23 protein-coding genes and 1 tRNA gene are annotated in these 21,103 nt (G+C 72.6%); 7 read left to right on the forward strand and 17 right to left on the reverse strand.

From position 1 onward, the window contains the following. Positions 1–19 precede the first annotated feature (19 nt). Positions 20–616, forward strand: a complete 597-nt coding sequence (locus BM223_RS24030; protein WP_038677072.1) for a 5-formyltetrahydrofolate cyclo-ligase — start codon at positions 20–22, stop codon at positions 614–616. Here BM223_RS24030 and BM223_RS24035 read toward each other — a convergent pair. After that, the gene (locus tag BM223_RS24035; RefSeq protein WP_082003551.1) at positions 606–3,236 is read right to left on the reverse strand and encodes a penicillin acylase family protein; all 2,631 of its coding nucleotides are present in this window, start codon (positions 3,234–3,236) and stop codon (positions 606–608) included. The two genes, BM223_RS24030 and BM223_RS24035, sit on opposite strands and share 11 nt — an antisense overlap. A gap of 82 nt (positions 3,237–3,318) precedes the next feature. Between BM223_RS24035 and BM223_RS24040 the strand changes: the two genes are divergently transcribed. The 3 genes from BM223_RS24040 to BM223_RS24050 are packed head-to-tail and all read left to right on the forward strand — an operon-like array spanning position 3,319 to position 4,800. After that, entirely contained in the window at positions 3,319–3,681 is a 363-nt protein-coding gene (locus tag BM223_RS24040) for an FmdB family zinc ribbon protein (RefSeq protein WP_038677071.1), read from the forward strand. Between the two features lie 59 nt (positions 3,682–3,740). Beyond that, positions 3,741–4,385 carry an SAF domain-containing protein gene (locus BM223_RS24045; protein WP_052138256.1) on the forward strand — a complete coding sequence of 215 codons (645 nt, stop codon included), beginning with the start codon at positions 3,741–3,743 and terminating at the stop codon, positions 4,383–4,385. A 55-nt stretch (positions 4,386–4,440) separates the two neighbouring features. Beyond that, positions 4,441–4,800, forward strand: coding sequence for a large conductance mechanosensitive channel protein MscL (locus BM223_RS24050; protein ID WP_038677070.1), 360 nt, complete (start codon positions 4,441–4,443; stop codon positions 4,798–4,800). A gap of 43 nt (positions 4,801–4,843) precedes the next feature. On the opposite strand, the gene BM223_RS24055 is transcribed toward BM223_RS24050, so the two are convergent. Both BM223_RS24055 and BM223_RS24060 read right to left on the reverse strand, forming a co-directional pair. Then, positions 4,844–5,047 (reverse strand): hypothetical protein, encoded by a 204-nt coding sequence (locus BM223_RS24055; protein ID WP_038677069.1) that lies wholly within the window; start codon positions 5,045–5,047, stop codon positions 4,844–4,846. Continuing rightward, positions 5,044–6,420 carry an LCP family protein gene (locus BM223_RS24060; RefSeq protein ID WP_082003550.1) on the reverse strand — a complete coding sequence of 459 codons (1,377 nt, stop codon included), beginning with the start codon at positions 6,418–6,420 and terminating at the stop codon, positions 5,044–5,046. The genes BM223_RS24055 and BM223_RS24060 overlap by 4 nt, the downstream gene beginning before the upstream one ends. A gap of 309 nt (positions 6,421–6,729) precedes the next feature. Between BM223_RS24060 and BM223_RS24065 the strand changes: the two genes are divergently transcribed. Continuing rightward, the gene (locus BM223_RS24065) at positions 6,730–7,143 is read left to right on the forward strand and encodes a hypothetical protein (protein WP_141267139.1); all 414 of its coding nucleotides are present in this window, start codon (positions 6,730–6,732) and stop codon (positions 7,141–7,143) included. Positions 7,144–7,194: 51 nt separating this feature from the next. Here the strand turns inward: BM223_RS24065 and BM223_RS24070 are convergent. Beyond that, positions 7,195–7,267, reverse strand: a tRNA-Arg gene (locus tag BM223_RS24070). A gap of 82 nt (positions 7,268–7,349) precedes the next feature. On the opposite strand from BM223_RS24070, the gene BM223_RS24075 reads away from it, so the two are divergent. Then, on the forward strand, positions 7,350–8,303 hold the full coding sequence (locus BM223_RS24075; protein WP_038677067.1) for a carbon-nitrogen hydrolase family protein: 954 nt from the start codon (positions 7,350–7,352) through the stop codon (positions 8,301–8,303). After that, the gene (locus tag BM223_RS24080) at positions 8,300–8,710 is read left to right on the forward strand and encodes a hypothetical protein (RefSeq protein ID WP_038677066.1); all 411 of its coding nucleotides are present in this window, start codon (positions 8,300–8,302) and stop codon (positions 8,708–8,710) included. Before BM223_RS24075 ends, BM223_RS24080 begins: the two co-directional genes overlap by 4 nt. On the opposite strand, the gene BM223_RS24085 is transcribed toward BM223_RS24080, so the two are convergent. The 13 genes from BM223_RS24085 to BM223_RS24145 all read right to left on the reverse strand — a co-directional run bounded on the left by BM223_RS24085 (position 8,673) and on the right by BM223_RS24145 (position 21,064). Further along, positions 8,673–9,320, reverse strand: a complete 648-nt coding sequence (locus BM223_RS24085; protein WP_052138255.1) for a TetR/AcrR family transcriptional regulator — start codon at positions 9,318–9,320, stop codon at positions 8,673–8,675. The two genes, BM223_RS24080 and BM223_RS24085, sit on opposite strands and share 38 nt — an antisense overlap. Positions 9,321–9,564: 244 nt before the next feature. Beyond that, on the reverse strand, positions 9,565–11,580 hold the full coding sequence (locus BM223_RS24090) for an LPXTG cell wall anchor domain-containing protein (protein ID WP_052138254.1): 2,016 nt from the start codon (positions 11,578–11,580) through the stop codon (positions 9,565–9,567). A gap of 367 nt (positions 11,581–11,947) precedes the next feature. Beyond that, entirely contained in the window at positions 11,948–12,640 is a 693-nt protein-coding gene (locus BM223_RS24095; RefSeq protein ID WP_141267140.1) for a 4'-phosphopantetheinyl transferase family protein, read from the reverse strand. Positions 12,641–12,723: 83 nt separating this feature from the next. Beyond that, positions 12,724–13,113, reverse strand: coding sequence for a carboxymuconolactone decarboxylase family protein (locus BM223_RS24100; RefSeq protein WP_038677063.1), 390 nt, complete (start codon positions 13,111–13,113; stop codon positions 12,724–12,726). Position 13,114: 1 nt separating this feature from the next. Then, positions 13,115–13,948 carry an NAD(P)-dependent oxidoreductase gene (locus BM223_RS24105; protein ID WP_038677062.1) on the reverse strand — a complete coding sequence of 278 codons (834 nt, stop codon included), beginning with the start codon at positions 13,946–13,948 and terminating at the stop codon, positions 13,115–13,117. Next, positions 13,945–14,691 carry an SDR family oxidoreductase gene (locus BM223_RS24110; RefSeq protein WP_038677061.1) on the reverse strand — a complete coding sequence of 249 codons (747 nt, stop codon included), beginning with the start codon at positions 14,689–14,691 and terminating at the stop codon, positions 13,945–13,947. Before BM223_RS24110 ends, BM223_RS24105 begins: the two co-directional genes overlap by 4 nt. A gap of 124 nt (positions 14,692–14,815) precedes the next feature. Next, a complete protein-coding gene (locus BM223_RS24115) occupies positions 14,816–16,276 on the reverse strand; it encodes an aldehyde dehydrogenase (RefSeq protein ID WP_038677060.1) in 1,461 nt (486 codons plus the stop codon). Then, a complete protein-coding gene (locus tag BM223_RS24120; RefSeq protein WP_052138252.1) occupies positions 16,273–16,887 on the reverse strand; it encodes a hypothetical protein in 615 nt (204 codons plus the stop codon). The genes BM223_RS24115 and BM223_RS24120 overlap by 4 nt, the downstream gene beginning before the upstream one ends. After that, entirely contained in the window at positions 16,887–17,090 is a 204-nt protein-coding gene (locus BM223_RS24125; protein ID WP_038683519.1) for a ferredoxin, read from the reverse strand. Before BM223_RS24125 ends, BM223_RS24120 begins: the two co-directional genes overlap by 1 nt. Then, complete coding sequence (locus BM223_RS24130) at positions 17,087–18,469, reverse strand: cytochrome P450 (RefSeq protein ID WP_082003548.1); 1,383 nt, start codon at positions 18,467–18,469, stop codon at positions 17,087–17,089. The genes BM223_RS24125 and BM223_RS24130 overlap by 4 nt, the downstream gene beginning before the upstream one ends. Then, on the reverse strand, positions 18,466–19,242 hold the full coding sequence (locus tag BM223_RS24135; RefSeq protein WP_038677058.1) for an SDR family oxidoreductase: 777 nt from the start codon (positions 19,240–19,242) through the stop codon (positions 18,466–18,468). The genes BM223_RS24130 and BM223_RS24135 overlap by 4 nt, the downstream gene beginning before the upstream one ends. 2 nt (positions 19,243–19,244) lie before the next feature. Beyond that, complete coding sequence (locus BM223_RS24140; RefSeq protein ID WP_038677056.1) at positions 19,245–20,480, reverse strand: cytochrome P450; 1,236 nt, start codon at positions 20,478–20,480, stop codon at positions 19,245–19,247. Next, positions 20,477–21,064, reverse strand: coding sequence for a TetR/AcrR family transcriptional regulator (locus BM223_RS24145; protein WP_038677054.1), 588 nt, complete (start codon positions 21,062–21,064; stop codon positions 20,477–20,479). Before BM223_RS24145 ends, BM223_RS24140 begins: the two co-directional genes overlap by 4 nt. Positions 21,065–21,103 lie beyond the last annotated feature (39 nt).

A 21,103-nucleotide genomic window follows, 5' to 3' on the forward strand; every position in this document is an offset into this window, starting at 1 on the left:
CCGATCGTAGGCTGGACTGGTGACGGCTCCACATCCGTGCCAAGGAGCGGCCAAGACCGCGGTCCGCGACCAGCTCCTCACCGCGCGCCGGCGGCGCCCCCTGACGGAGGTCGGCGAGGCGGCCCGGGCGCTCGCCGAGCACCTCCTCGGCACCGACGAGGTACGCCGTGCGGCCACCGTCGCGGCCTACGTCTCGGTCGGCACCGAGCCCGGCACGACCGCCCTCCTCGACCGCCTCGCCGAGGCCGGCAAGCACGTGCTGCTGCCGGTGCTGCTGGCGGACAACGACCTCGACTGGGCGCGCTACCACGGGCCCACCTCGCTCGCCCCGGCCCGCCGGGGACTGCTCGAGCCGGTCGGTCCGGCGCTCGGCGTCGACGCGATCGCCACGGCGGACGTCGTCCTCGTCCCGGGGCTCGCGGCCGCGCCCGACGGACGCCGGCTCGGGCGCGGCGGCGGCTCCTACGACCGCGCGCTCGCCCGGGTGCCGGTCGGCACCTTCACCTGCGTCCTGCTGTACGACGACGAGCTGCTGCCCGCCGTCCCCGCCGAGCCCCACGACCGGCCGGTCACCGCTGCCGCGACGCCGGCCGGCGTCGTCCGGTTCACGGCTTGAGCAGCAGGACGTCCTCGCCGGCCTCGTCGACCCGCTTCTCCGAGAACGCCCACGGCAGCGTCTCGCCGCGCGCCCACAGATCGGTCTGGTCGGTGTAGTTCGGGTGGAAGGCGTGGCCCGAGACGCCGGTCAGGTTGACCCAGCGGGCCGCGTCGAGGTCGTCGAGTGGCACCACCATCCGCATCGAGGGGGCGGTGGTCACGCCGTAGCCCTCGCGGGCGTCCCAGGACGTCGCGTTGACGAGCGAGCTGCCGCCGCCGACCTTCCAGCCGCCGCGGTTGAAGAGCCGCTCGACGATGCCGATCCCCGACTCCCCCAGCGTCGCCGAGCGGAGGTCGAGCTGGTGCAGCCCGCCCCACGACCACTCGTCGGGGTCCGGGGACTCCAGCGCGGTGAGCTCGTCGCGCGCGGCGATCATCGACGCGCGCAGGATGTCGTTGCGGCGCTCGACCTTGTCGTCGGTGCTGACGTCGTCCCACCACGACGCGCGCGCCCGCGGCAGCAGCCTCGCCAGCACCGAGAACCAGCGGTCGCCGCCGTCGGGACGCAGGCCCTCGGGGAGCTCGTCGGCGAACGTGCGGTGCAGCACCTGGCGCCACACCGCGTTGAAGTACGCCGCGGCGGCGCTGTCGGTGCCCTCGCGGAAGTTCCAGGAGCGCAGCAGCCGCTGGCCCGCCGCGTAGTAGCCGCGCGGCAGGTCCACCTCGAGGAGGTAGGGCGTGAGCACCTCGCCGATGGCGCTCCAGTCGTCGAGCTGGATGGCGCTCATCGTGCCGACGCTCAGCTCGTCGTCGGCCGCGAGCAGCTTGCCGATGCGATCGGAGCGGTAGCCCTGGTCCCAGTCGGAGGTGAGGTAGGGCGCGTAGCGGCCCGGGTCGATCACGGCCTGGTTGGCGGTGGCGATGATCCCCGAGGCGGGGTCGAGCACGTTGGGCAGCTCGTCGTAGGGGATGTAGCGGCCGGTCCAGTCGGTGTCGCGGCGCCAGCCCGCGGCCGGGAGCCGGCCGTCGTTGCCGGCCCGCCGGATCGGGACCAGACCGGTGGCCTGGTAGCCGATGTGGCCCTGGGTGTCGGCGTAGACGACGTTCTGGCCGGGGGCGGCGAAGTCCTCGAGCGCCGCGCGGAACTCGGTCCAGTCGCTCGCCCGGTCGAGGGCGAGCAGCGCGTCGGCGGTGGGGCGCGGGGTCAGCGCGGTCCACGCGAGCGAGATCGCGTGCTCCTCGCCGTCGCCGTCGAGACCCGCCGTGCCGACCTCGCCGACCTGGTCGACCAGCCCGTCGTCGGTCAGGTCGACGCCGGCCTCGGCGGCCGAGCTCGCCAGGTCGGAGAGCAGCGGGCCGTGGCTGGTCGAGCGGACGGTGATCTCGACGTCGTCACCGCCCTTGACCTCGATCGTCTCCTTGCGGAGCGTGAGCGGGAGCTGCTGGCCGTCGTACTGCCAGGTGTCGCCGCGGACCCGCTCGACGTACAGGTCGGTCACGTCGGGGCCGAGGTTCGTGAACCCCCAGGCGATGTCGCGGTTGTGGCCGATCACCACGCCCGGCACACCGGAGAAGCTGAAGCCCGCGACGTCGTAGGGGCAGGCCGCCGAGACGGAGCGGCAGTGCAGGCCGACCTGGGTCCACACCCCGGGCAGCGAGATGCCCAGGTGCGGGTCGTTGGCCAGGATCGGGGCGCCGGTGTCGGTGTGGTCGCCGTCGACGACCCAGGCGTTGCTACCGATGCCGTCCCCCTTGCCGAGCAGCGCCGGGACGCCGTCGAGCACGGCCCGCACCGACGACAGCGCGCGCACCGCGCCGGGCGCGAGCGGCGGGCGCTGCAGCCGCCGGCCGCCGGTCTCGAGCTCCTGGTCGAACCGGTCGCCGGCGATCCCGCCCTGCTCGACGATCGGCGCGTGCTGGTCGTAGGGGTACGCCGGGTAGAGGTCGGCCGCGCGCTCCGAGCCCACCACGGCGCTGGTCAGTGCCCGGCCGATCTCCTCGTCGAGGTTGCCGCGCAGGTCCCAGGCCATCGCCTTGAGCCAGGCGATCGAGTCGACCGCCGTCCACTTCTCGGGCTTGTAGTCGAGGCCGGTGAGGTCGAGGAGGGTGTACTCCAGCGACATCTCCGAGAGCGACTGGCTCTCCATGTAGGCGTTGACGCCCTGCGCGTAGGCGTCGAGCGCGCTGCGGGTCGCCGGCTTGAGGAGCGGGAGCTCCTCCTCGGCGACCTGCCGCCAGCCGAGGGTGCGCACCACCAGGTCGCTCTCGAGGCCCGCGTCGCCGAACAGCTCGGAGAGGCGCCCGGCGGTCGCGTGCCGCCGCACGTCCATCTCGAAGAAGCGGTCCTGGGCGGCCACGAAGCCCTGGGCGAGCATCAGGTCGTGGGTCGAGTCGGCGTAGATCTGCGGGATGCCGGCGTCGTCGCGCACCACCCGGACCTCACCCTCGAGCCCGTTGAGGGTCAGCTCGCCCGACGTCTGCGGCCACGACTTGCGCACCAGGACGACCGAGGTGGTCAGGCCCGCCACGAGCGCGAGCACGAGCAGCACCCCCACCACGCTCGCCCAGCGCAGTGCCCGGGGCCACGGTCGGGGCCTGCTGGTCGTCGCGGCGTCCACGCCGTTGTCTGCCTCCACCATGGTGACGCCATTGTGCCCGGACGAGGGTGCGTGACGTAGCATTGGCACTCGAAAGTCGAGAGTGCCAATCCGGAGAACATCGATGCCCACGTACCAGTACCAGTGCACCGAGTGCGGTCACGCCTTCGAGCAGGTCCAGAGCTTCAGCGACGACGCGCTCACCACGTGCCCGGAGTGCACCGGGCGCCTGCGCAAGCTGTTCAGCTCGGTCGGCGTGGTCTTCAAGGGCTCGGGCTTCTACAAGACCGACAGCCGCTCGAGCACCACCGCGTCGGCACCCGCCGCCTCCTCGTCGGGCTCGTCCGGCTCGTCGAGCTCGTCCGGCTCGTCGAGCTCGTCCGGCTCGTCGAGCTCGTCCGACTCGTCGTCGTCGAGCAGCTCGTCGTCGTCCAGCTCGTCCAGCGCGGGCGGGTCGAGCACCAGCGCGGCGGCCTCGCCCGCCTGATCCCGGGGCCCTGTGGAGGACGCCGGCACCCGGCGCCGTCCCGGCCTACCGTCGCGGGCATGGACCTGACCGGGCGCCTCGCCCTCACCCGCACCACCGTACGACGGCGCCTGCTGCGCCACCGCCGTCTCCTCGCCGCGCTCCTGGTCGCCGGCGCGGCCGTGACCGGCGTGCGGGCGCTGGCCCCACCGGCGCCGCCGAGCACGCCCGTGCTGGTCGCCGCTCGCGACCTCCCGGCCGGCCAGGTGCTCGGGCGCGGCGACCTGACCACGACCCACCTCGCACGCCAGGACCGGCCCGCCGGCGCCGTCGAGCCCGCGGGCGCACCGCTCGGGCACGCGCTGGCCGCGCCGCTGCGGCGCGGGGAGCCGCTGACCGACGTCCGGCTGGTCGGGCCCGGGCTCGCCGCCGGGCAGCCGGCGGACACGGTCGCGGCGCCGGTCCGGCTCGCCGACGCGGGTCAGGCCGCCCTGCTGGCCGCCGGCGACGTCGTCGACCTGCTCGCGACCGACCCCCGCGGAGGCGGTCCCAGCACGGTGCTCGCCCGCGCGGCGGTGGTGCTCGCCGTCCCCGCGCGCTCGGACTCCGACGACGGCGCGCTTCCCGGCCGCCTCGTCGTGCTCGCCCTACGCTCGGGCGACGTGTACCACGTCACGGCCGCCTCCGTGGCCGGTTACGTGACTTATACATGGAGTCGCGGTTAGTTTCTTCGGGCCCCCCACCGCCTCCACACAGAAAACCTCGGGAAGAGGAGAGAAAATGTCCGGCTTCAAGAAGTTCCTGCTCCAGGGCAACCTGGTCGACCTCGCGGTCGCGTTCATCATCGGCACCGCGTTCGCCGCGGTCGTGAAGACGTTCACCGACATGCTGGTCGCCTTCGTCGCCAAGGCCGGCGGCGCCAAGGAGGTCGGGAAGATCCTGATCGCCAAGGTCGACGTCGCCCCGTTCATCAACGCCACGATCGCCTTCGTGGTGATGGCCGCGGTCGTCTACTTCTTCGTCGTCGTGCCCTACACCAAGGCCAAGGAGCGCTTCTTCCCCGACGCGCCCGAGGGCCCGGACGAGCAGCTCCAGCTGCTCACCGAGATCCGCGACGCGCTCACCGTCTCGCGCCCCTGATCGCCCGGCGCCTCAGGCGCCGCCAGCAAGAACGAGTGCCGTCTCACCCGGTCCGACCGTGGTGAGGCGGCACTTGCGCTCTCAGCCACTGGTCGTTGCCGGCCTCGCGGCCGGCCCGGTCGGCGCGGTCGGCGTCGTCCCGCTCGTCGGAGGTGGTCTCGGGGAGGGTGTCCCCGAAGACCTCGGCGAGGCGCCGCTTGCGCTCCCAGTCCGACTCCGGACGACGACCGGACGGCTGCTCGCTCACGTGCAGAGCCCGGCCTGCTCGCGGCCGCTGGTCGACAGGCCGCCGTCCTGGGTGGGGTTCTGACCCGGCTGGCCGTTGCTGGCCGTGCCGCCCGGCGTCCCGCTGGGGGTGCCGCTCGGGCCGTCGGTAGCAGTGCCGGTACCGGTGCCACCCGGCGTCCCGGACGCGGTGCCGGTGGCCGACGCGGTGCCGTCGGGCTTGTCGCCGGCGCTCAGCGCGTCCTTGAGGAACTCGGGGGTGAGCGGCTTGTCCTTGCGGACCAGCTGCCACAGCTTGAGCACCTCGGGCGTCCACTCGATGCCGCCGCTGACCTTGTCGGAGTAGGCCCACGGGGTGGTGACGAACTTGATGTTGTCGGCGCCGATCCCCCGCGCGGTGACCGCGAGGTCGGCCATCTGGGCGACCGTCTTGAAGTCGGTCTGCAGCGACGCCGTCGCGGCGTTCAGGAACCCGATCAGGTGGTCGGGGCGCGCCAGCATGTCGGCCGACAGCGCCTTGTTGATCATCGAGCCGATGAACGCCTGCTGGCGGCGGGTCCGCTGGGTGTCGGTGCCGTCGCCCACGCGGTAGCGCACCCGCACGTACGTCAGCGCCTCGGCGCCCTTGATCTCTCGGGTGCCCGCCTTGAGGTGGATGTTGTGCTCGTTGTCGTCGATGTCCTCGGGGATGCAGACCTCGACGCCGCCGAGCGCGTTGACCATGTCCTTGAAGTGGTTGAAGTCGAGGACGACGTACTTGTCGACGCGGATCTTCGAGAGCTGCTCGAACTGCTGGATCGTGCACGAGGGGCCACCGAGTGCGTAGGCGGCGTTCCACTTCTCGTAGCCGCTGGCCGCCGGCACGACCGCGCCACCCTTGCGCCTGCACTCGGGGCGCATCACCGCGGTGTCGCGCGGGATCGAGATCCCGTAGGCGAACTCGCGGTTGGCCGAGACGTGGAAGAGGATCGTCGTGTCGGACAGGCCGCCGCCGGCCTCGCCGTCGATGCCGTTGCCCTCACCCGCGCGGGTGTCGGAGCCCATCACGAGGATGTTGAGCGGCTCGCTCGGGCCGGCCACCTTCTCCTTGGTGGGACGGTTCGACAGGAGCTTCGACACGTCCTCGCGCTTGAGGTTGCCGTTCCAGTTGTTGTAGACGAGGACGACGCCCACGCCGGTCGCCATGGCGAGCGAGAGGAGGCTCGCGGCGATCACCTTGAAGACGGTCTTGCCCGGCTGCGGCGCCTTGCGCCGGCCCCCACCGGAGCGGCGCCCGCGCGGACGCCGTACGTCACGGCTGGCGCGGCTCGCCCGCGAGGTCGGCACCCGACGGGCCCGGCTGCCGGGCGCACTCGGCTCGCCGGCGGCGCGGCTCGTCTCAACGTCCTGCGTCATGGTTCACCTGGTCGTAGGGCCGCCGGGGGCGGAACTTCGTGCTCGACTGCGCTGCCGAGCCAGCCGCCGATCGGCGCCCCGTTGGCGCCACGCCCACCGTACGGTCCGAGGCAAGCACGAGGGCGTCCCCTCCATTGTCACCGGTAGCGCTCCGCTGGCCCAATCGCCCGGCGGCCCTCGCGCCTGGCCGCGCCCGGCCCAGCACGGCACAGCACGGCCGCCGGTCATATCGCCACCTTCGGGACGAACGGACAGAGTCGCCACCTCACGTCCTCAGATCGGCGTCGTCGTCACGTACGCTCCGTGACCGTGACGACCCGTCGCAGTGGACTCCGGAATGCCGCACTGCTGCTGGCGTTCTCAGCTCTCGCCGCCGGTTGCGCAGGCAGCGACGAGGAGGCGACCGTCGAGGGCGCCACGGTGCTGATCGCCACCGGAGCCCTGGAGGGCGAGAGCGACGTGATGGTGAGCGGCGTCGTCGCGAAGATCGGCGACTGCCTGGGGATCAAGGTCGAGCAGACCACCTACCCGCTGATCTGGCCCAAGCACGTGGAAATCGAGGATGCGCGCGTCAGCCTGGACGGCACGTCCTTCGGCCTCGGCGACGAGCTCTCGGGGGGCGGGGCCTTCCTCCCGGAGCCGTATCCCAGCCAGGCTCCGGACATCCCTGAAGGTTGCCGGTCCGCAACGGGCGAGATCGTGCTGCTGTCGCAGCTGAAGTAGGCCGCAGCGCGGTTGCCGGAAAGGGGCACGGGCGGGACCCGAACGACGCGGTGCCCCCGGTAGGAGTCGAACCTACGACCTTTCGCTTAGGAGGCGGCTGCTCTATCCACTGAGCTACGGGGGCGCGGGCTCCATCCTGTCAGGTCCGGGCCGGCCGGCTTCGCACGCCCTTCCCCGCCTGCCCACAATTACAGTAGCGTTCAATAATGAGCACTACTCCAACAACCATCCGTGCCGCCGCGGTGCAGACCGAGGCGCGGCTCGGGGACGTCGATGCGAACCTGGCCGACTGCGCGCGGCTCGCCGACCAGGCGGTGCGGGCGGGCGCCACCTGGGTGGTGCTGCCGGAGTTCTTCTCGACCGGCATCGGCTACCTGCCGGAGCTCTCGGCGCGAGCGCCGAGCATCGACGGCGAGCCGACCCGGCTGCTCGCGGGTCTGGCCACGCGGCACGGGATCCACGTCGGCGGCTCGACGCTGGTGCGCGACCCGGACGGCGAGGTCCGCAACGCCTTCCTGCTCTTCGGGCCGGACGGGCTGGCCGGGCGTCACGACAAGGACCTGCCGACGATGTGGGAGAGCGCGCTCTACACCGGCGGGCGCGACCCGGGCCGCCTCGACGTCGCCGGTACGACGGTGGGCGTGGCCCTGTGCTGGGAGCTGATGCGCAGCCAGACGGTTGCCCGCCTCGGCGGCGAGGTCGACCTCGTGGTCGGCGGGTCGGGGTGGTGGAGCCTGCCGGAGTGGCCCCTGCTCGGCGGAGCGGAACGGCGCAACCACGCCCGGGCCACGGCGGCGCCGGCCACCTTCGCCCGGTACGTCGGAGCCCCCGTCGTCCACGCCGCCCACGCCGGCCGGGTGGCGTGCGATTTCCTCGGGACGCCGCTGCGCTACCGCGGCCGGCTCGAGGGCGGTGCCCAGATCTGCGACGCCCGCGGCCGGGTGCTCGCCTACCGCGACCGCGACCAGGGCGCGGGCGTGGTGCTCGCCGACGTCACCCTCGGGCGCGCGACCCCCACCTTCGCCAGCGACCGCTTCTGGCTCCAGCGGCGAGGCGCCGTCGCGGCGACCGCGTGGCACTTCCACAACGCCGTCGGCCGGCGCGCCTACGCGCGGGCCCAGCAGCGGCGCCACCACCGGCCCGAGGAGAGCACCCGATGAGCACCACCCCCAGCCCCCTCACCACCTCCGGGGCCGTCGAGATCGCGGCGAGCGCTCTGTCCGGGTGGGTCTACACGCTCGCGATCGCCGACAAGGAGCGGGCTCGGCGCCTGGGCATCGTGAGCACGCCGCGGGTGCGCCAGTGGCACCTCGACCTCGCCGCCCTCGGTACGGCGACCGTGGCGCTCGGCGCGGCCCTGCCGGACGCGCCGGCGCCCCTCCGGCGCACGCTGGCGGCGGGCTCGTGGACCAACGCGATGCTCTTCCTGCCGCTCGCCTTCCGGCCCGGGCTGGCCGACGACCGGCGCTACCGGGTGGCGGTCGCGGGCTCGTTCGTGACCACGTCGGTGGGCTTCGTGGGGTTCGCGGCTACTGCCCTGCGGCGTCGGCGCGCAGCGCGTCGCTGAGCAGGCGGCGACCGACAGCGAGCGTCGCGGCGAGCTCGTCGTCGTCGATGCGGAGCCGGTCCTGGCGCAGGGACAGCGCGATCACGCCGTTCCAGGCGCCCCACACGAAGCGGGTGGCGCGGGCCAGGTCGACGTCAGCGCGGATCTCCCCCGCCCGGACGGCAGCCTCGAGGTCGGCCTGAACCGCGCCCACGAGAGCCTCGACCCGTTCCGCGATGCGCTCCTCGACCTCGGGGTCGCTCTGGCCGGAGCCCGGCTCGAGCACCCGCAGCGCGATCATCTGGAAGGCGCCGGGGTGCTCGAGGTGGAAGCGCAGGTACGCGTCGCCCGCCGCGAGCACCCGCTCCAAGGGGCTGTCCAGCCCCAGGTCGAGCACCCGTGCCATCGCCTGCTCGTTGAGGTCGAGTGCCCGCTCGACGAGGGCGAGATAGAGGCCGGTCTTGCTCTTGAAGTGCACGTAGACCGAGCCCACCGAGACGTCGGCCGCCTCGGCGACCTCGTCGATCGTCGTGGCCTGGAGCCCGCGCTCGCGGAACAGTCCCTCCGCGGCGTCGAGGATCGCGGTGGCGGTGCGGGCCTTGCGCCGGGCGCCGCGCGGGCTCGTCGTCACGTCCCGCACTCTAGGACACAAGTCGGTCGCCCGATCACCGCAACCGAACCACCCCCAACTGCGTCTATCCCTACGTGATGTGGATTGCCGCCGTGATCATGTGGTTCATCGTGCTCCTGCTCGCAGGCGTGGCGATCGCGCGACGCTGACCCGCCTCGGGGAGGGCACCCGACACCGAAGAAGCCGAGCCCGTGCCGACGTCGTCGGCACGGGCTCGGTCGTTCGCTCCTCAGCAGGTCAGGCCTCAGGCCTCACGACGGCGGAGCAGCATCAGCGCGGCTCCCGCGAGGACCATCGCCACGCCGGCCGGGATCAGCCATCCGGCCGGGCCACCGGTGTTGGGCAGGCCGGTGGTGACGCCGCCGACCTCACCCGGCGTCTTCGGCGGGTGGTTGACCACCACGTCGTCGACCCCGCAGGTGATGCCGGTGACCTGGTCGGCCGTCTCGCCCGGCGCCGCGGCGCGGATGACGTCGTACTCGACGCCGTTCTCGGTGTAGGAGAACGGGAAGACGCCGGCGAAGCCCTTGGCGATCAGGTCGGCGATGTCGAGGATCAGGATGGTGCCCGGGATGTCGGCACGCGCCGACACCTGGGTGCTCATCGGGATCGAGCAGACGACCGCGCGGCCGTCGACCGGGCAGGCCTCGGTGTTGGTCTCGGTCGGCACCGGGTAGGTGTACGTCGGCGCGCCGCCCGGGAACTCGGTGTTGCCCACGGCCGTCAGCGTGATGCTGCCGTCCTCGTTGCGGGTCACCGTGTAGCCCTGGTTCTCCGGCACCTCGCCGTAGACCGCGTTGCCCGGACCGCAGGGGTCCGTCACGTCCAGCTCGGGCGGGGTGATCGCCGCGGGGCAGGCCACGTTCTGGTCCTCGGGCACCGGGTAGCTGTACGTCGGCGCGCCGCCCGGGAAGGTCCAGCCCGCGTCGGCCGTCAGCGTGATGCTGCCGTCCTGGTTGCGGGTGACGCTGTAGTGGCCGGCCGGGACCTCGCCGTACACGGCGTTGCCCGGACCGCAGTCGTCGGTCACCGGGACCTCCGGCGGGGTGATGGCCTGCGGGCACTCGACGTCGCTGACGTCGTGGGCCTGCTCACCGTCGAGGGCGTAGCGGATGGCGACCGAGTCCTGGGCGTCCGGGAACTGCCACGGGAAGACCGCGGGGTCCGGGAAGTCCTTCAGCGTGTTGACGCTCACGATGATGATGTGGTCGAGGACGCCGCCCGGGGTGGAGACGTACTTGCAGACGACGACCTTCTTCTCGTTGACCGGGCAGGCCGCCGTGTTGGTCTCCGTCGGTACCGGGTAGGTGTACGTCGCAGCGCCGCCCGGGAACGTCGCCGGGGCGACTGCGGTCAGCGTGACGCTGCCGTCCTGGTTGACCACCGACGTGTAGTCGTCGCTGGCCGGGACGGGCTCGTAGTGGGCGTTGCCCGGACCGCACTCGTCGATGACGTCGAGCTCGGGCGGGGCGATCTCGGCCGGCTCGGGGCAGGCCGCGGTGTTGGTCTCGACCGGGACCGGCAGGGTGACGGTCTTGGTGCCGCCGAAGAACAGGTAGCCGGCGTCCGCGGTGAGCGTGATCGAGCCGTCGGGGTTGCGGACGGCGGTGTAGTTGCCGACCGGGATCTCGCCGTAGACCGCGTTGCCCGGGCCGCACTCGTCGGTGACGGGGACGACCGGCTTGGCGATCTGGGTCGGGCACTCCGAGAGCGACACGTCGTGGGCCTGCTCGCCGACGTTGGCGTAGCGGATCGCCACCGAGATCTGCGCGTCCGCGAAGGCCCACGGGAAGGTGCCCGGGAAGCCCGGCAGCGAGTTCACGCTCGGGATGACGATGTGGTGCAGGACGCCCGGCGGCGTCGAGACGTACTTGCAGACGACGACCTTCTTCTCGTTCGGCTCGTCCTCGGCCGCCGCGGCGGAGAAGAGCGTGCCGGCGGACGGCGTCGCGACGGCGGCGGCCTTCTTGGCCGGCGTCTTCGGTGCCTCGACGGGCGCGGCCGGCGTCGCGGGCTCGGCGTCGTCGGTGCTGGTGGCGCCCGTCGGCTTGTCCGGCTTCCCCGCCGGCTTGTCGTCGGACGACGAGCCGGACCCGCCCTGGTCCGGCTCGTTGGTCGGCTTCGGGGCCGGCTTGGGCTCCGGGGCCGGCTTCGGGTCGGGCGTCGGCGCGGGCGTCTCGCTGACCGCGGGCGTGCCCGGGTCGGAGTCGACGTCGTCCGCGAGCGCGGGCGCCGCGAAGGCGGTGGAGGCGAGCACCACCGCGGGCAGGAGAAGTGCGATCCCCCGGCCCCTGCGCCGCGAGCGGCGCGCTGAACTGGACATCATGGGTCAAACCCCCAGCGTCGCGTTTGAGGGGAGGCGCGACCGGTCGGAACGTGTGCGAACAGGCGGTGTCCGAGCACCGAAGAAGGAGCACCGGAACTCCGTCCGCGCCCCACCGCCGACGGGATACCAACGCTCCCTCTCTGGCCACGGTCAGCTCCCGAGCGGAGGTGGCGGCCAGACCCATCTGCAGACTAGGGACCAAAGTCCCGGTCCCATGGCGGTTTTGGGGTAAAGACCGGCCTCAGGCGGAAGATTTAACCTTCGCTGTGACCTGGGCCATGTCCCGTCCGGCGCCCGGCGGTCAGCGCAGGAGTGCCAGTGCGGCGCCGTAGCCCTCGGGCACGGTGACGTCGCGGACCGACCACTCGCCGAGCCGGCGTCCGGCGGCCTGGTCGGTGCCGAGGTAGTCGAGGTGCGGGTCGCGGCCCAGCCCGATGCCGAGCCCCTTGAGGTAGGCCTCGGTGCGCGCCCACGCGCGGGTGAACCGGACCGTGGCCCGGCCGCCGTCGAGCGTGCCGTGCGCGGCGGCCTCGATCTCCTCGGTCTCGCGCGGGTGCAGCAGCTTGGCCAGCGCGACCGGGTCGTCCGGGTGCCGCTCGACGTCGACCCCGACGGGGACGTCGGCGACGGCGACGAGGACCTGACCCGGCGTGTGGGACAGCGAGAACTCGACCGCGGCGCCCTCGGCCCGCGGGCGGCCGTGCGGCTCGCCGCAGCCGGGGCAGGCGTGCCGGCCCCAGACGACGTCCTGGGGCTCCGCGCCGGTCGCGGCGCCCACCACGAGGCGGGCGGCGGCGTGGGCGATCTCGTAGGCGCGGCGCAGCTCGGCCCGGACGTACGACGAGGCCTGCTCGCGCTCACCGGCGTCGAGCCAGGAGCGCCCGACCTCGAGCTCGTCGTCGCCGACCCCCTCGGTCGCGATCGACCACACGCCCAGCCGGGCGTCGTCGTCCGCGGTCCCGCCGGGGACGGCGAGAAGGGACTCGAGCGTCACGGGGGCCACCGGGACCGCCGCACGATCCGGTACTGCCTCCGCTGATTCGCGCCTCATCGCCTCCGAGGCTAACAACTGGGCGGTCACCCGGCGTCGCCGCGGTGACGGCGTGCCTTCGCGATGGTCTCCTCGACGATGGAGTTGAGCCGGGCCCCCTGGGGCCATCCGGCGTAGTGGCTGAGGAAGACGACGATCTCGCGCAGCGCCTCGTCGTCCAGCTCTCCGGCGGCGTGCGCCGCGGGGACCTGGATGCCGAGCACGTCCGCGGCGCCCTGGCCCGCGAGCATCCCGATCAGGAGCAGCCGGCGGTCCCGGTCGGTGAGGCCCGGACGCTCCCAGATCTCGGCGAAGAGGTGGTCGGCGGTGTAGCGGAAGAAGTCACCGCTGCCGTCGGTCATGTCGAAGCCGTAGACCTGCTCCATCTTCTCCAGGCCGCGGCGGCGGGTCTCGGGGAGGTCGTCGAACTTGCCCATCTCAGCGGTCTCCTCGGGTCAGGCCCAGGCCGGGGCCCAGGCGGTCATGGGCCAGGCGGGCGAGCGGTACGTCGACGCCGAGCCCGTCGGCCAGCGCGATCGCGAAGCCGAGGTCCTTCTCCCCCAGTGCGGCGACGTGGGTGAAGACGCCGTGCCAGAAGTCGTCGGCGGCGAGCGGTGCCGTCGTCGGGCGGTGCATGATCGCGCCGGGTCCACCGGTGATCGCGTCGGTGTGCCGGACGACGTCGCCGAGCGCGACGAGGTCGAGGCCGGCGACCTCGGCGAGCCGCTGCGCCTCGGTGACCGCGGTGAACGCGACGAAGTGGATGAGGTTGCGGGCCAGCTTCATCCGGGTGCCGGCGCCGACCGGTCCGGCGTGCACGACCTTGGCGCCCATCGCCTCCAGCACCGGGCGGGCCGCGGCGAACGCCTCGTCGTCACCGCCGACCATGATCGCCAGGCTGCCGTCGGCGGCACCCATCGGGCCGCCGCTCACGGGCGCGTCGAGCACGGTCAGGCCGGCCGCCTCGAGCGCCGCCGGCGTCCCCGGCGCGACGGTCGAGTGGACGACGACGACCGTGCCCGGCCCGGCCTCCTCGGCGACCGCACGCACCTGCTCGTCGTCGCGCACCATCACGAAGAGGACGTCGACCGCGGCCGCCAGCGCGGCGACCGATCCCGCGGCGGTGGCGCCGGCGGCGACCAGCTCGGCGACCGGCTCCGGCGCGACGTCGTGGACGTGGAGGTCGACGCCGTCGGCCGCCGCGAGGCGCAGCGCCATCGGCTTGCCGATGTTGCCGAGGCCGACGAAACCCGCCCGCAGCGGGGCACTCATGCGCGGAACGTCTGGCCGCCGTCGACCGCGAGGATCTGCCCGGTCACCCAGCCCGCGTCGTCGGAGAGCAGGAACAGGCAGGCCCCGACCATGTCGTCCACCGAGCCCATCCGCTTGAGCGCGAGGTTCTTGACCAGCTCCTTGGCGGCGTCCCCGGCCTGGACCCGCGTCGCCTCGGTGTCGGTCGGCCCGGGGGCGATCGCATTGACCCGGATCCTCATGCCGCCGAGCTCGTGCGCGAGCTGCTGGGTGAGGCCGTTGACGCCCACCTTGGCCAGCCCGTAGAAGCCGGAGTAGAGGTAGGCCGCGGTGCTCGACTGGTTGACGATCGCGCCGCCGCCGCGCTTCTGCAGCTCGGGGTAGACCGCACGCGTCATCACCAGCGCGCCGTCCATGTTGACGCTCATGAAGCGGCGGTAGTAGTCCCAGTCGACGCTGATGAGCAGGTCGAACTCCATGCTGCCGTAGATCGCCGCGTTGTTGACCAGCCCGTCGATCCCCCCGAAGCGCTCGACGGTCGCGGCGACGAGCGCCTGCGCGGACTCGGCCGACGACACGTCGCAGCGCACGAACAGCGCCTGGCCGCCGTCCGCCTCGATCTGCTTCGCGACCTGCTCCCCCGCCTCGGCGTTCACGTCGGCGACGACGACCGCCGCGCCCTCGGCGGCGAGCGCCTTGGCGTAGGCCTCGCCGATCCCCTGCGCCGCGCCGGTGACGACGACGACCTTGTTCTCGAATCTCATCCTGCTGCTCCTCGCATGCTGGCAGTTTCACCGCCTAGGCGGTGAAACCGGACGTTGGCTCACGGAATTCGCTGGGCCCACCGGCAGTTTCACCGCCTAGGCGGTGAAACTGCCGCGCGGCGCCTCAGGCCGGCTCGGCGATCGTCTTGGTCTCCAGGTACTCCTCGAACCCGGCGACGCCCATCTCCCGCCCCACGCCGGACTGCTTGTAGCCGCCGAACGGGGCGTCGGGGCTGAACCACACGCCCCCGTTGACGGCGAGCGTGCCGGTCCGGATCCGTGCGGCGACCGCGCGAGCGCGTTCCAGCGACGCCGAGTCGACCGAGCCGGAGAGGCCGTACGCCGAGTCGTTCGCGATCCGTACGGCGTCGTCGTCGCCGTCGTGCGGGAGGACGACGAGCACCGGGCCGAAGATCTCCTCCTGCGCCAGGCGCGAGGAGCTGTCGAGGCCGGAGACGACGGTCGGCTGGACCCAGAAGCCCGGCTGGTCGATCACCGCGCCGCCGGTGGCGAACGTGCCGCCCTCGGCGCGTGCGACGTCGAAGTACGCCGCGACGCGCTCCCGCTGCACGGCAGAGATGACGGGGCCGCAGATCGCGCCGGGGTCGGCGGGGTCCTTGGCGCCGATCGACTCCATGGTGGCGGCGGCGACCGACACGGCCTCGTCGTAGCGGTCGCGCGGGACGATCAGCCGGGTCGTGATGGCGCAGCCCTGGCCGGCGTGGATGCAGGCGGCGAACGCCGTCGCCCCCGCGACGGCGGCGACGTCGGCGTCGTCGAGCGCGATGGCGGCGGACTTGCCGCCGAGCTCGAGGAAGACCTTCTTCAGCGTGGGAGCGGCCGCGGCCATGATCGCCCGGCCCACGCCGGTCGACCCGGTGAACGAGACCATGTCGACGCGCGGGTCGGTCGAGAGCACCGCGGCGACCTCGTTGGAGCGCGGCGTCACCACGTTGAGGACGCCGGGCGGGATGTCGGTGTGCTCGGCGACCAGGCGGCCGAGCTCGGCGGCCACCCACGGGGTGTCCGGCGCCGGCTTGAGGACGACGGTGCAGCCGGCCGCGAGCGCCGGGCCGACCTTGGCGAGGTTGATCTGCGTGGGCACGTTCCACGGCGTGATCGCGGCGACGACGCCGACGGGCTCACGTCGTACGGTCCGGCGCGAGGGGATGCCCATCGGCGCCGCGACGCCGAGGTCGGCCTCGAACGCGTAGGTCTCGGCGAGGTCGGTGACCCACTTCAGCCCGTCGACCGGCACGTCGAACCCGGCCGCGCCCATCATGAAGCCCGGCATCCCCACCTCGGCGGTGGTCAGCGCCCGGAAGGCGTCGGCGTGCTCGAGCAGCGCCGTGTGGAGCTGGCGCAGGCAGCGCACCCGCAGCGCGAGGTCGGTCGGCCATGCCGACTCGTCGAACGCGCGCCGGGCGGCGGCGATCGCGGCCTCGACGTCCTCGGCCGTGCCGTCGGGAGCAACGCCGATCTCCAGTCCCGTCGCGGGATTCACGATCGGGTAGGTCGCCCCGGACGACGCCGCGACGAGCTTGCCGTCGATCAGCTGCTGGGCCGGGGGCGGCAGCGCCGTCACGAGACCGGCTCCTGGGTGACGTAGTCGCCGCGCTCGACCGGCGGCGGCCACACCGTCGAGGGCAGGTCCTTGCGGTGGTAGTGCCCGGGCACGCCGTGGCCGGTCACCGACATCCGCTCGAGCAGCCGCTCGGACGCCTTGCCGTCCTGGATGATCGACAGGAAGGTGTGGGCGGTCGACGGCATGTCGAACCAGTCGCGCTGCCACGCGATCTTGACCTGGCCGGCGTCCGGTCCGGCGGTCTGCCGCTCGACGCCGAACCACGAGCCACCGAGACCGAGGATCTCGTACTCCTCGCCGTTGTCGTCGAGGATGCCCGAGCGCTGCTTCCAGAAGCCCACGATCATCGACTTCTGCTCGTCGATCACCGTGCACACGTAGTCGTAGTGCCAGCCGTCGAAGCCGTCCATCTCGATGCCGATCGCCCAGTCCCGGATCTGGTCGCGGCCCATCGCCATGAAGTGCTCGTCGTGGGAGTACATCCAGCCGTAGCTGGCGTCCTCGGCGTACCAGTCGGCCATCACCCGCCAGTCGCCGGTGCGCTCGGCCTCGCGGTTGACGGCCAGCCAGGAGTCCCAGAACTCCTCGATCTCAGCGCGGGTCAGTGACATCAGTTCTCCTCGATCGAGAGTGCGAAGGCAGGGCAGTACTTCACGGCGGTGGTCACGTCGTCCCGACGCGACTCGTCGGGGTGCTCCTCGAGCAGCAGCACGGTGTCGGCGTCGTCGTCGAAGCCGAACACGTCGGGCGCCTCGCCCTGGCAGAGCTGGTGGCCCTGGCAGATGCTCGTGTCGGCGACGACGCGGAAGCTCATCGCGACCGCCGGCGGTAGCGGACGCGGCACGGCTGCTCGAGCTGGATCACCATCTTGGAGCAGTCGTCGCGGTAGTCCTCGGCGGGCTGGGCCATCTCGAACTCGAAGTCGCGCAGCACCACCGAGAAGATGGCCTTCATCTGCATCATCGCGAACGCGTTGCCGACGCAGCGGTGCTTGCCGGCGCCGAACGGGATCCACGTCCAGCGGTTCTGCAGGTCCTCCTGCCGCGGGTCGATGTAGCGACCGGGGTCGAACGACGCCGCGTCGGGGAAGTCGGCCTCGATCCGGTTCGACACCTTCGGCGAGGCGGCGATCAGCGTGCCCGCGGGGATCGTGTGGCCGAGCAGCTCGAAGTCCTCCTGGACCAGCCGCATCAGGATGATCAGCGGCGGGTGCAGCCGCAGCGTCTCCTTGAGCGCCGCCTCCAGCACGGGGATCGAGCGCAACGCCTGGAACGACACCTCCGAGCCGTCGGCGTACAGCGCGTCGAGCTCGGAGACGACGTCGGACAGCACCGACGGGTTGCGGAGCAGCTCGATCATCGCCCAGGACGCCGTGCCGGACGAGGTGTGGTGCCCGGCGAACATCATCGAGATGAAGATGCCGGTGATCGTGTCGGCGTTCATGTCGATCGAGATGAGGACGTCGAGCAGGTCGCGCTCCTCCTTGGCCACCAACCGTCTGTCGCTGGTTGAGCCTGTCGAAACCCGCCGGTCGATGATGTCCTGCACCAGCGCGACCAGCCGCACCCGTGCGGCGTCGCGCAGCGCGAACGACTCGATGTCGGCGTAGGGGTCGACGTACGCGATGGCGTCGGTGCCGCGCTCGAGCTCGTGGTAGTGGTGCGCGAACGAGCTGTCGAGCTCCTCACGGAAGGGCTTCCCGATCAGGCAGGACGACGTCGTGTAGATCGTCAGCTCGGCGAAGAAGTCGAGCAGGTCGATCTCGCCCTCGGCCCCCCAGTCCGCGACCATGCGGCGGATCTCGGCCTCGATGGTCTGCGCGTGCCCGCGCATCTGCTCGCCGCGCAGCGCCTGGTTCTTCAGCATCTGCTGGCGCTCCTCCGGCGAGGCGTCGAAGACCACGCCCTTGCCGAAGATCGGCGTCATGAAGGGGTACGCCGCGGCCTGGTCGAGCACGTCCTCCGGCGCCCGGAAGAACGCCTCGTTGGCCTCCGCGCCCGTCACGAGCACGACGTCCTTGTCGGCGAGCCGGAACCGGCCGACGTCCCCGCACTCGGCGCGGACCCGGTCGAACAGCCCGATCGGGTCGACCCGCATCTCCGGCAGGTGGCCGGTGCCCTTGATGATCGCGGGCACGTCGGGACTCTGGTCGTCGAGGACCGTGGAGACCTCGGGGATGTCGGCAAGCGTCACGATGACTCCACTGGTGCTTCGGGGTTGACGTCGACAGGACTCAGGTGGACGCCGCGCGGCGCGCTGACGACGGACGTGATGACGTCGGCGATGGCCGACGCCTTGAGGAAGTGCGAGTGCCGGGCATGGCCCCACTTCATCCACTCGTTGAGGACCTTGGCCGCGGCGTCGGGCTCCCAGTCCATGCCCATCTCGCTCCAGGTCGGCCCGGGCCGGACCACGGACGCGCGCACGCCGGTGCCCTCGAGCTCCATCTGCAGCGAGGCCACGAGCCCCTCCAGGCCGGCCTTCGTCGCGCTGTAGCCGCCCATGTAGGGCCGGGCGCGCAGCGCGACGTCGGAGGACACGAAGACGATGTCGCCACGGGTCCGCGCCACCATCGCCGGGACGAACGCCCGGACCAGCCGGTGCGGGCCGAGCAGGTTGACGTCGACCTCGGCGGCCAGCCGCGCGCTGTCGGTCTCGAGCAGCGCGCCCGGTCCGATCAGTGCGGCATTGCTGACGACGACCTCGACGTCGCCGAGGTCGGCGGCCGCCTTCGCCGCGAACGTCGCGACCGACTCGTCGGAGGCGACGTCGAGCGGGTGCGCGACGGCCTCTCCCCCGGCGGCGCGGATCTCGGCGGCGATCTCCTCGCAGCGCTCGACCCGGCGGGCGCCGAGCGCGACCGGGAAGCCCGCGGCCGCCAGGCACCGCGCGGTCTCGGCGCCGATCCCGGAGGAGGCGCCGGCGACCACCGCCGGCCGTCGTGCCGGCTGGTCGTACTTGCCCATGCTCAGGAGCTCCTGACGCTGAAGGTGACGGGGAGCGACGCGAACCCGCGCACGCTCGTGGAGTGCACGCGGACGGCGCGGTCGGCGTGCACCTCGAGGTCGGCGACCCGGCGGACCAGCTCCTCGAGCACGATCCGCGCCTCCAGCCGGGCGAGGTTGGCGCCGAGGCAGAAGTGCCGGCCGGTGCCGAAGCTCAGGATCTGCGCGAGCTCGGCCTTGTCCCGGTGCACGTCGTACGACGTGGGGTCGGTGAACACGCGCTCGTCCCGGTTGGCCGAGCCCAGCAGGACGAGCATCTTGGCGCCGGCCGGCACGGCCACGCCGCCGACCTCGGTGGCGCGCTCGACGTGCCGCGCGAGCATCTGGCTGGACGTGTCGTGGCGCAGCGTCTCCTCGATCCAGGGACCGACGAGGTCCGGGTCGGCGAGCACCTGCGCGCGCTGCTCCGGGTGCGCGGAGAGGTGGAACAGCGCATTGCCGAGCAGCTTGGTCGTCGTCTCGTTGCCGGCGACGACCATGAGGAACAGGAAGGCCATGATCTCGCCGTCGCGCAGCCGGTCGCCGTCGACCTCGGCCGCGACCAGGGCCGAGGTGAGGTCGTCGCTCGGCGCGGCCCGCCGCTCCTTGACCATCGCCGCGTAGTAGGTCATCAGCTCGATGGAGGCCTCCATGCCGGCCTGCGGCACGTCGCGGACGCCGTCCTCGCGGTGCACGACGAGGTCGGCGAGGCGGCGTACCTCGTCGCGGTCGGGCACCGGGACGCCCATCATCTCGGAGATGACGTCCATGGGGAGCTTGCCGGCGAGGTCGCGGATCCAGTCGGCGTCGCTGTCGGCGCTGCGCTCGAGCGTGCTCGCCAGGTAGCGCTCGGTGAGCGCCTGCACCTCGGGCGCCAGCTCGCGCACCCGGCGCGGCGTGAACGCCGCCGAGACGAGCCGGCGGATGCGCGACTGCTCGGCGCCGTCGAGCGCGAGGAACGACATCACCCGGTGCGCGTCGGGACTCCACGCGCTCGCGTCGAGGGAGACCCCCATGCGGTTCGAGAACGTCTCGTCGTCGCGCAGCACCGCGAAGACGTCGGCATGCCGGGAGACGACCCACAGGTCGTCGGCGGCCGCGTGGTGGACGGGCGCCTCGTCGCGCAGCCGCTGGTACGTCGGGTACGGGTCGTCCTGGAAGGCGTAGTCGTAGGGGTCGAACGACAGCGCGCTGGTCGCGCCCGTCGAGACCCCGCTCACGGGTTCCCCCGCAGGATCACGTCGACCGCCGAGACGAGCCGCTCGGCGATCTGGTCGTAGGTCAGCAGGCCCATCCCGGCCTGGAGCAGCGCGCCCGAGAACGTCAGCACGAGCACGTCGAGCACCGCCGGGTCGGCGGGGCGCCGGGGCTCGCGCAGCGCCGCCTCGAACCGGGCGAGGAACTCCCCCCCGATCTTGAGCCGCAGCCGGGCCACGTCGGGGTCGGTGCCGAGCAGGGCCGGCGTCACGGCGGCGGCGAGCTCGGGCTCCTCGACGATCCGCGCGGTGAGCGCGCGCATCGTGGCCTGGAGCCGCTCGACCGCCGTCCCGTCGGTGCTCACGCGCAGGTGCGCGGCGTTGAGGTGACGCCAGAAGAGCTCGGCGAAGAGGTGGTTCTTCGAGGCGAGGTAGGTGTAGGCCGTGGCCGGCGAGACCCCCGCCCGCTGGGCGACCGTGCGGATGGTGAGCGCCTCGTGGCCCACCGCCCGCAGCTCGGCCAGACCGGCGGTCAGCAGCCGCTCCACGGTCTCGGCCTGGCGCCGGTTCAGGCCCTGGCGCGGCGTCTCGAACACTTGACTGGACACCTGTCCAACATAGGAGACGTTCTCGGCAGGCGCAAGACA

Origin of the sequence: Pimelobacter simplex (assembly GCF_900114845.1) — a bacterium.
GTDB lineage: Bacteria > Actinomycetota > Actinomycetes > Propionibacteriales > Nocardioidaceae > Nocardioides > Nocardioides simplex.

Excerpts from the sequence above, each read along its gene's own strand:
- BM223_RS24035 (WP_082003551.1), bottom strand. The coding sequence starts at position 3,236 with ATGGTGGAGGCAGACAACGGCGTGGACGCCGCGACGACCAGCAGGCCC.
- BM223_RS24040 (WP_038677071.1), top strand. The coding sequence starts at position 3,319 with ATGCCCACGTACCAGTACCAGTGCACCGAGTGCGGTCACGCCTTCGAG.
- BM223_RS24045 (WP_052138256.1), top strand. The coding sequence starts at position 3,741 with ATGGACCTGACCGGGCGCCTCGCCCTCACCCGCACCACCGTACGACGG.
- BM223_RS24050 (WP_038677070.1), top strand. The coding sequence starts at position 4,441 with ATGTCCGGCTTCAAGAAGTTCCTGCTCCAGGGCAACCTGGTCGACCTC.
- BM223_RS24060 (WP_082003550.1), bottom strand. The coding sequence starts at position 6,420 with ATGACGCAGGACGTTGAGACGAGCCGCGCCGCCGGCGAGCCGAGTGCG.
- BM223_RS24075 (WP_038677067.1), top strand. The coding sequence starts at position 7,350 with ATGAGCACTACTCCAACAACCATCCGTGCCGCCGCGGTGCAGACCGAG.
- BM223_RS24080 (WP_038677066.1), top strand. The coding sequence starts at position 8,300 with ATGAGCACCACCCCCAGCCCCCTCACCACCTCCGGGGCCGTCGAGATC.
- BM223_RS24100 (WP_038677063.1), bottom strand. The coding sequence starts at position 13,113 with ATGGGCAAGTTCGACGACCTCCCCGAGACCCGCCGCCGCGGCCTGGAG.
- BM223_RS24105 (WP_038677062.1), bottom strand. The coding sequence starts at position 13,948 with ATGAGTGCCCCGCTGCGGGCGGGTTTCGTCGGCCTCGGCAACATCGGC.
- BM223_RS24110 (WP_038677061.1), bottom strand. The coding sequence starts at position 14,691 with ATGAGATTCGAGAACAAGGTCGTCGTCGTCACCGGCGCGGCGCAGGGG.
- BM223_RS24120 (WP_052138252.1), bottom strand. The coding sequence starts at position 16,887 with ATGTCACTGACCCGCGCTGAGATCGAGGAGTTCTGGGACTCCTGGCTG.
- BM223_RS24125 (WP_038683519.1), bottom strand. The coding sequence starts at position 17,090 with ATGAGCTTCCGCGTCGTCGCCGACACGAGCATCTGCCAGGGCCACCAG.
- BM223_RS24135 (WP_038677058.1), bottom strand. The coding sequence starts at position 19,242 with ATGGGCAAGTACGACCAGCCGGCACGACGGCCGGCGGTGGTCGCCGGC.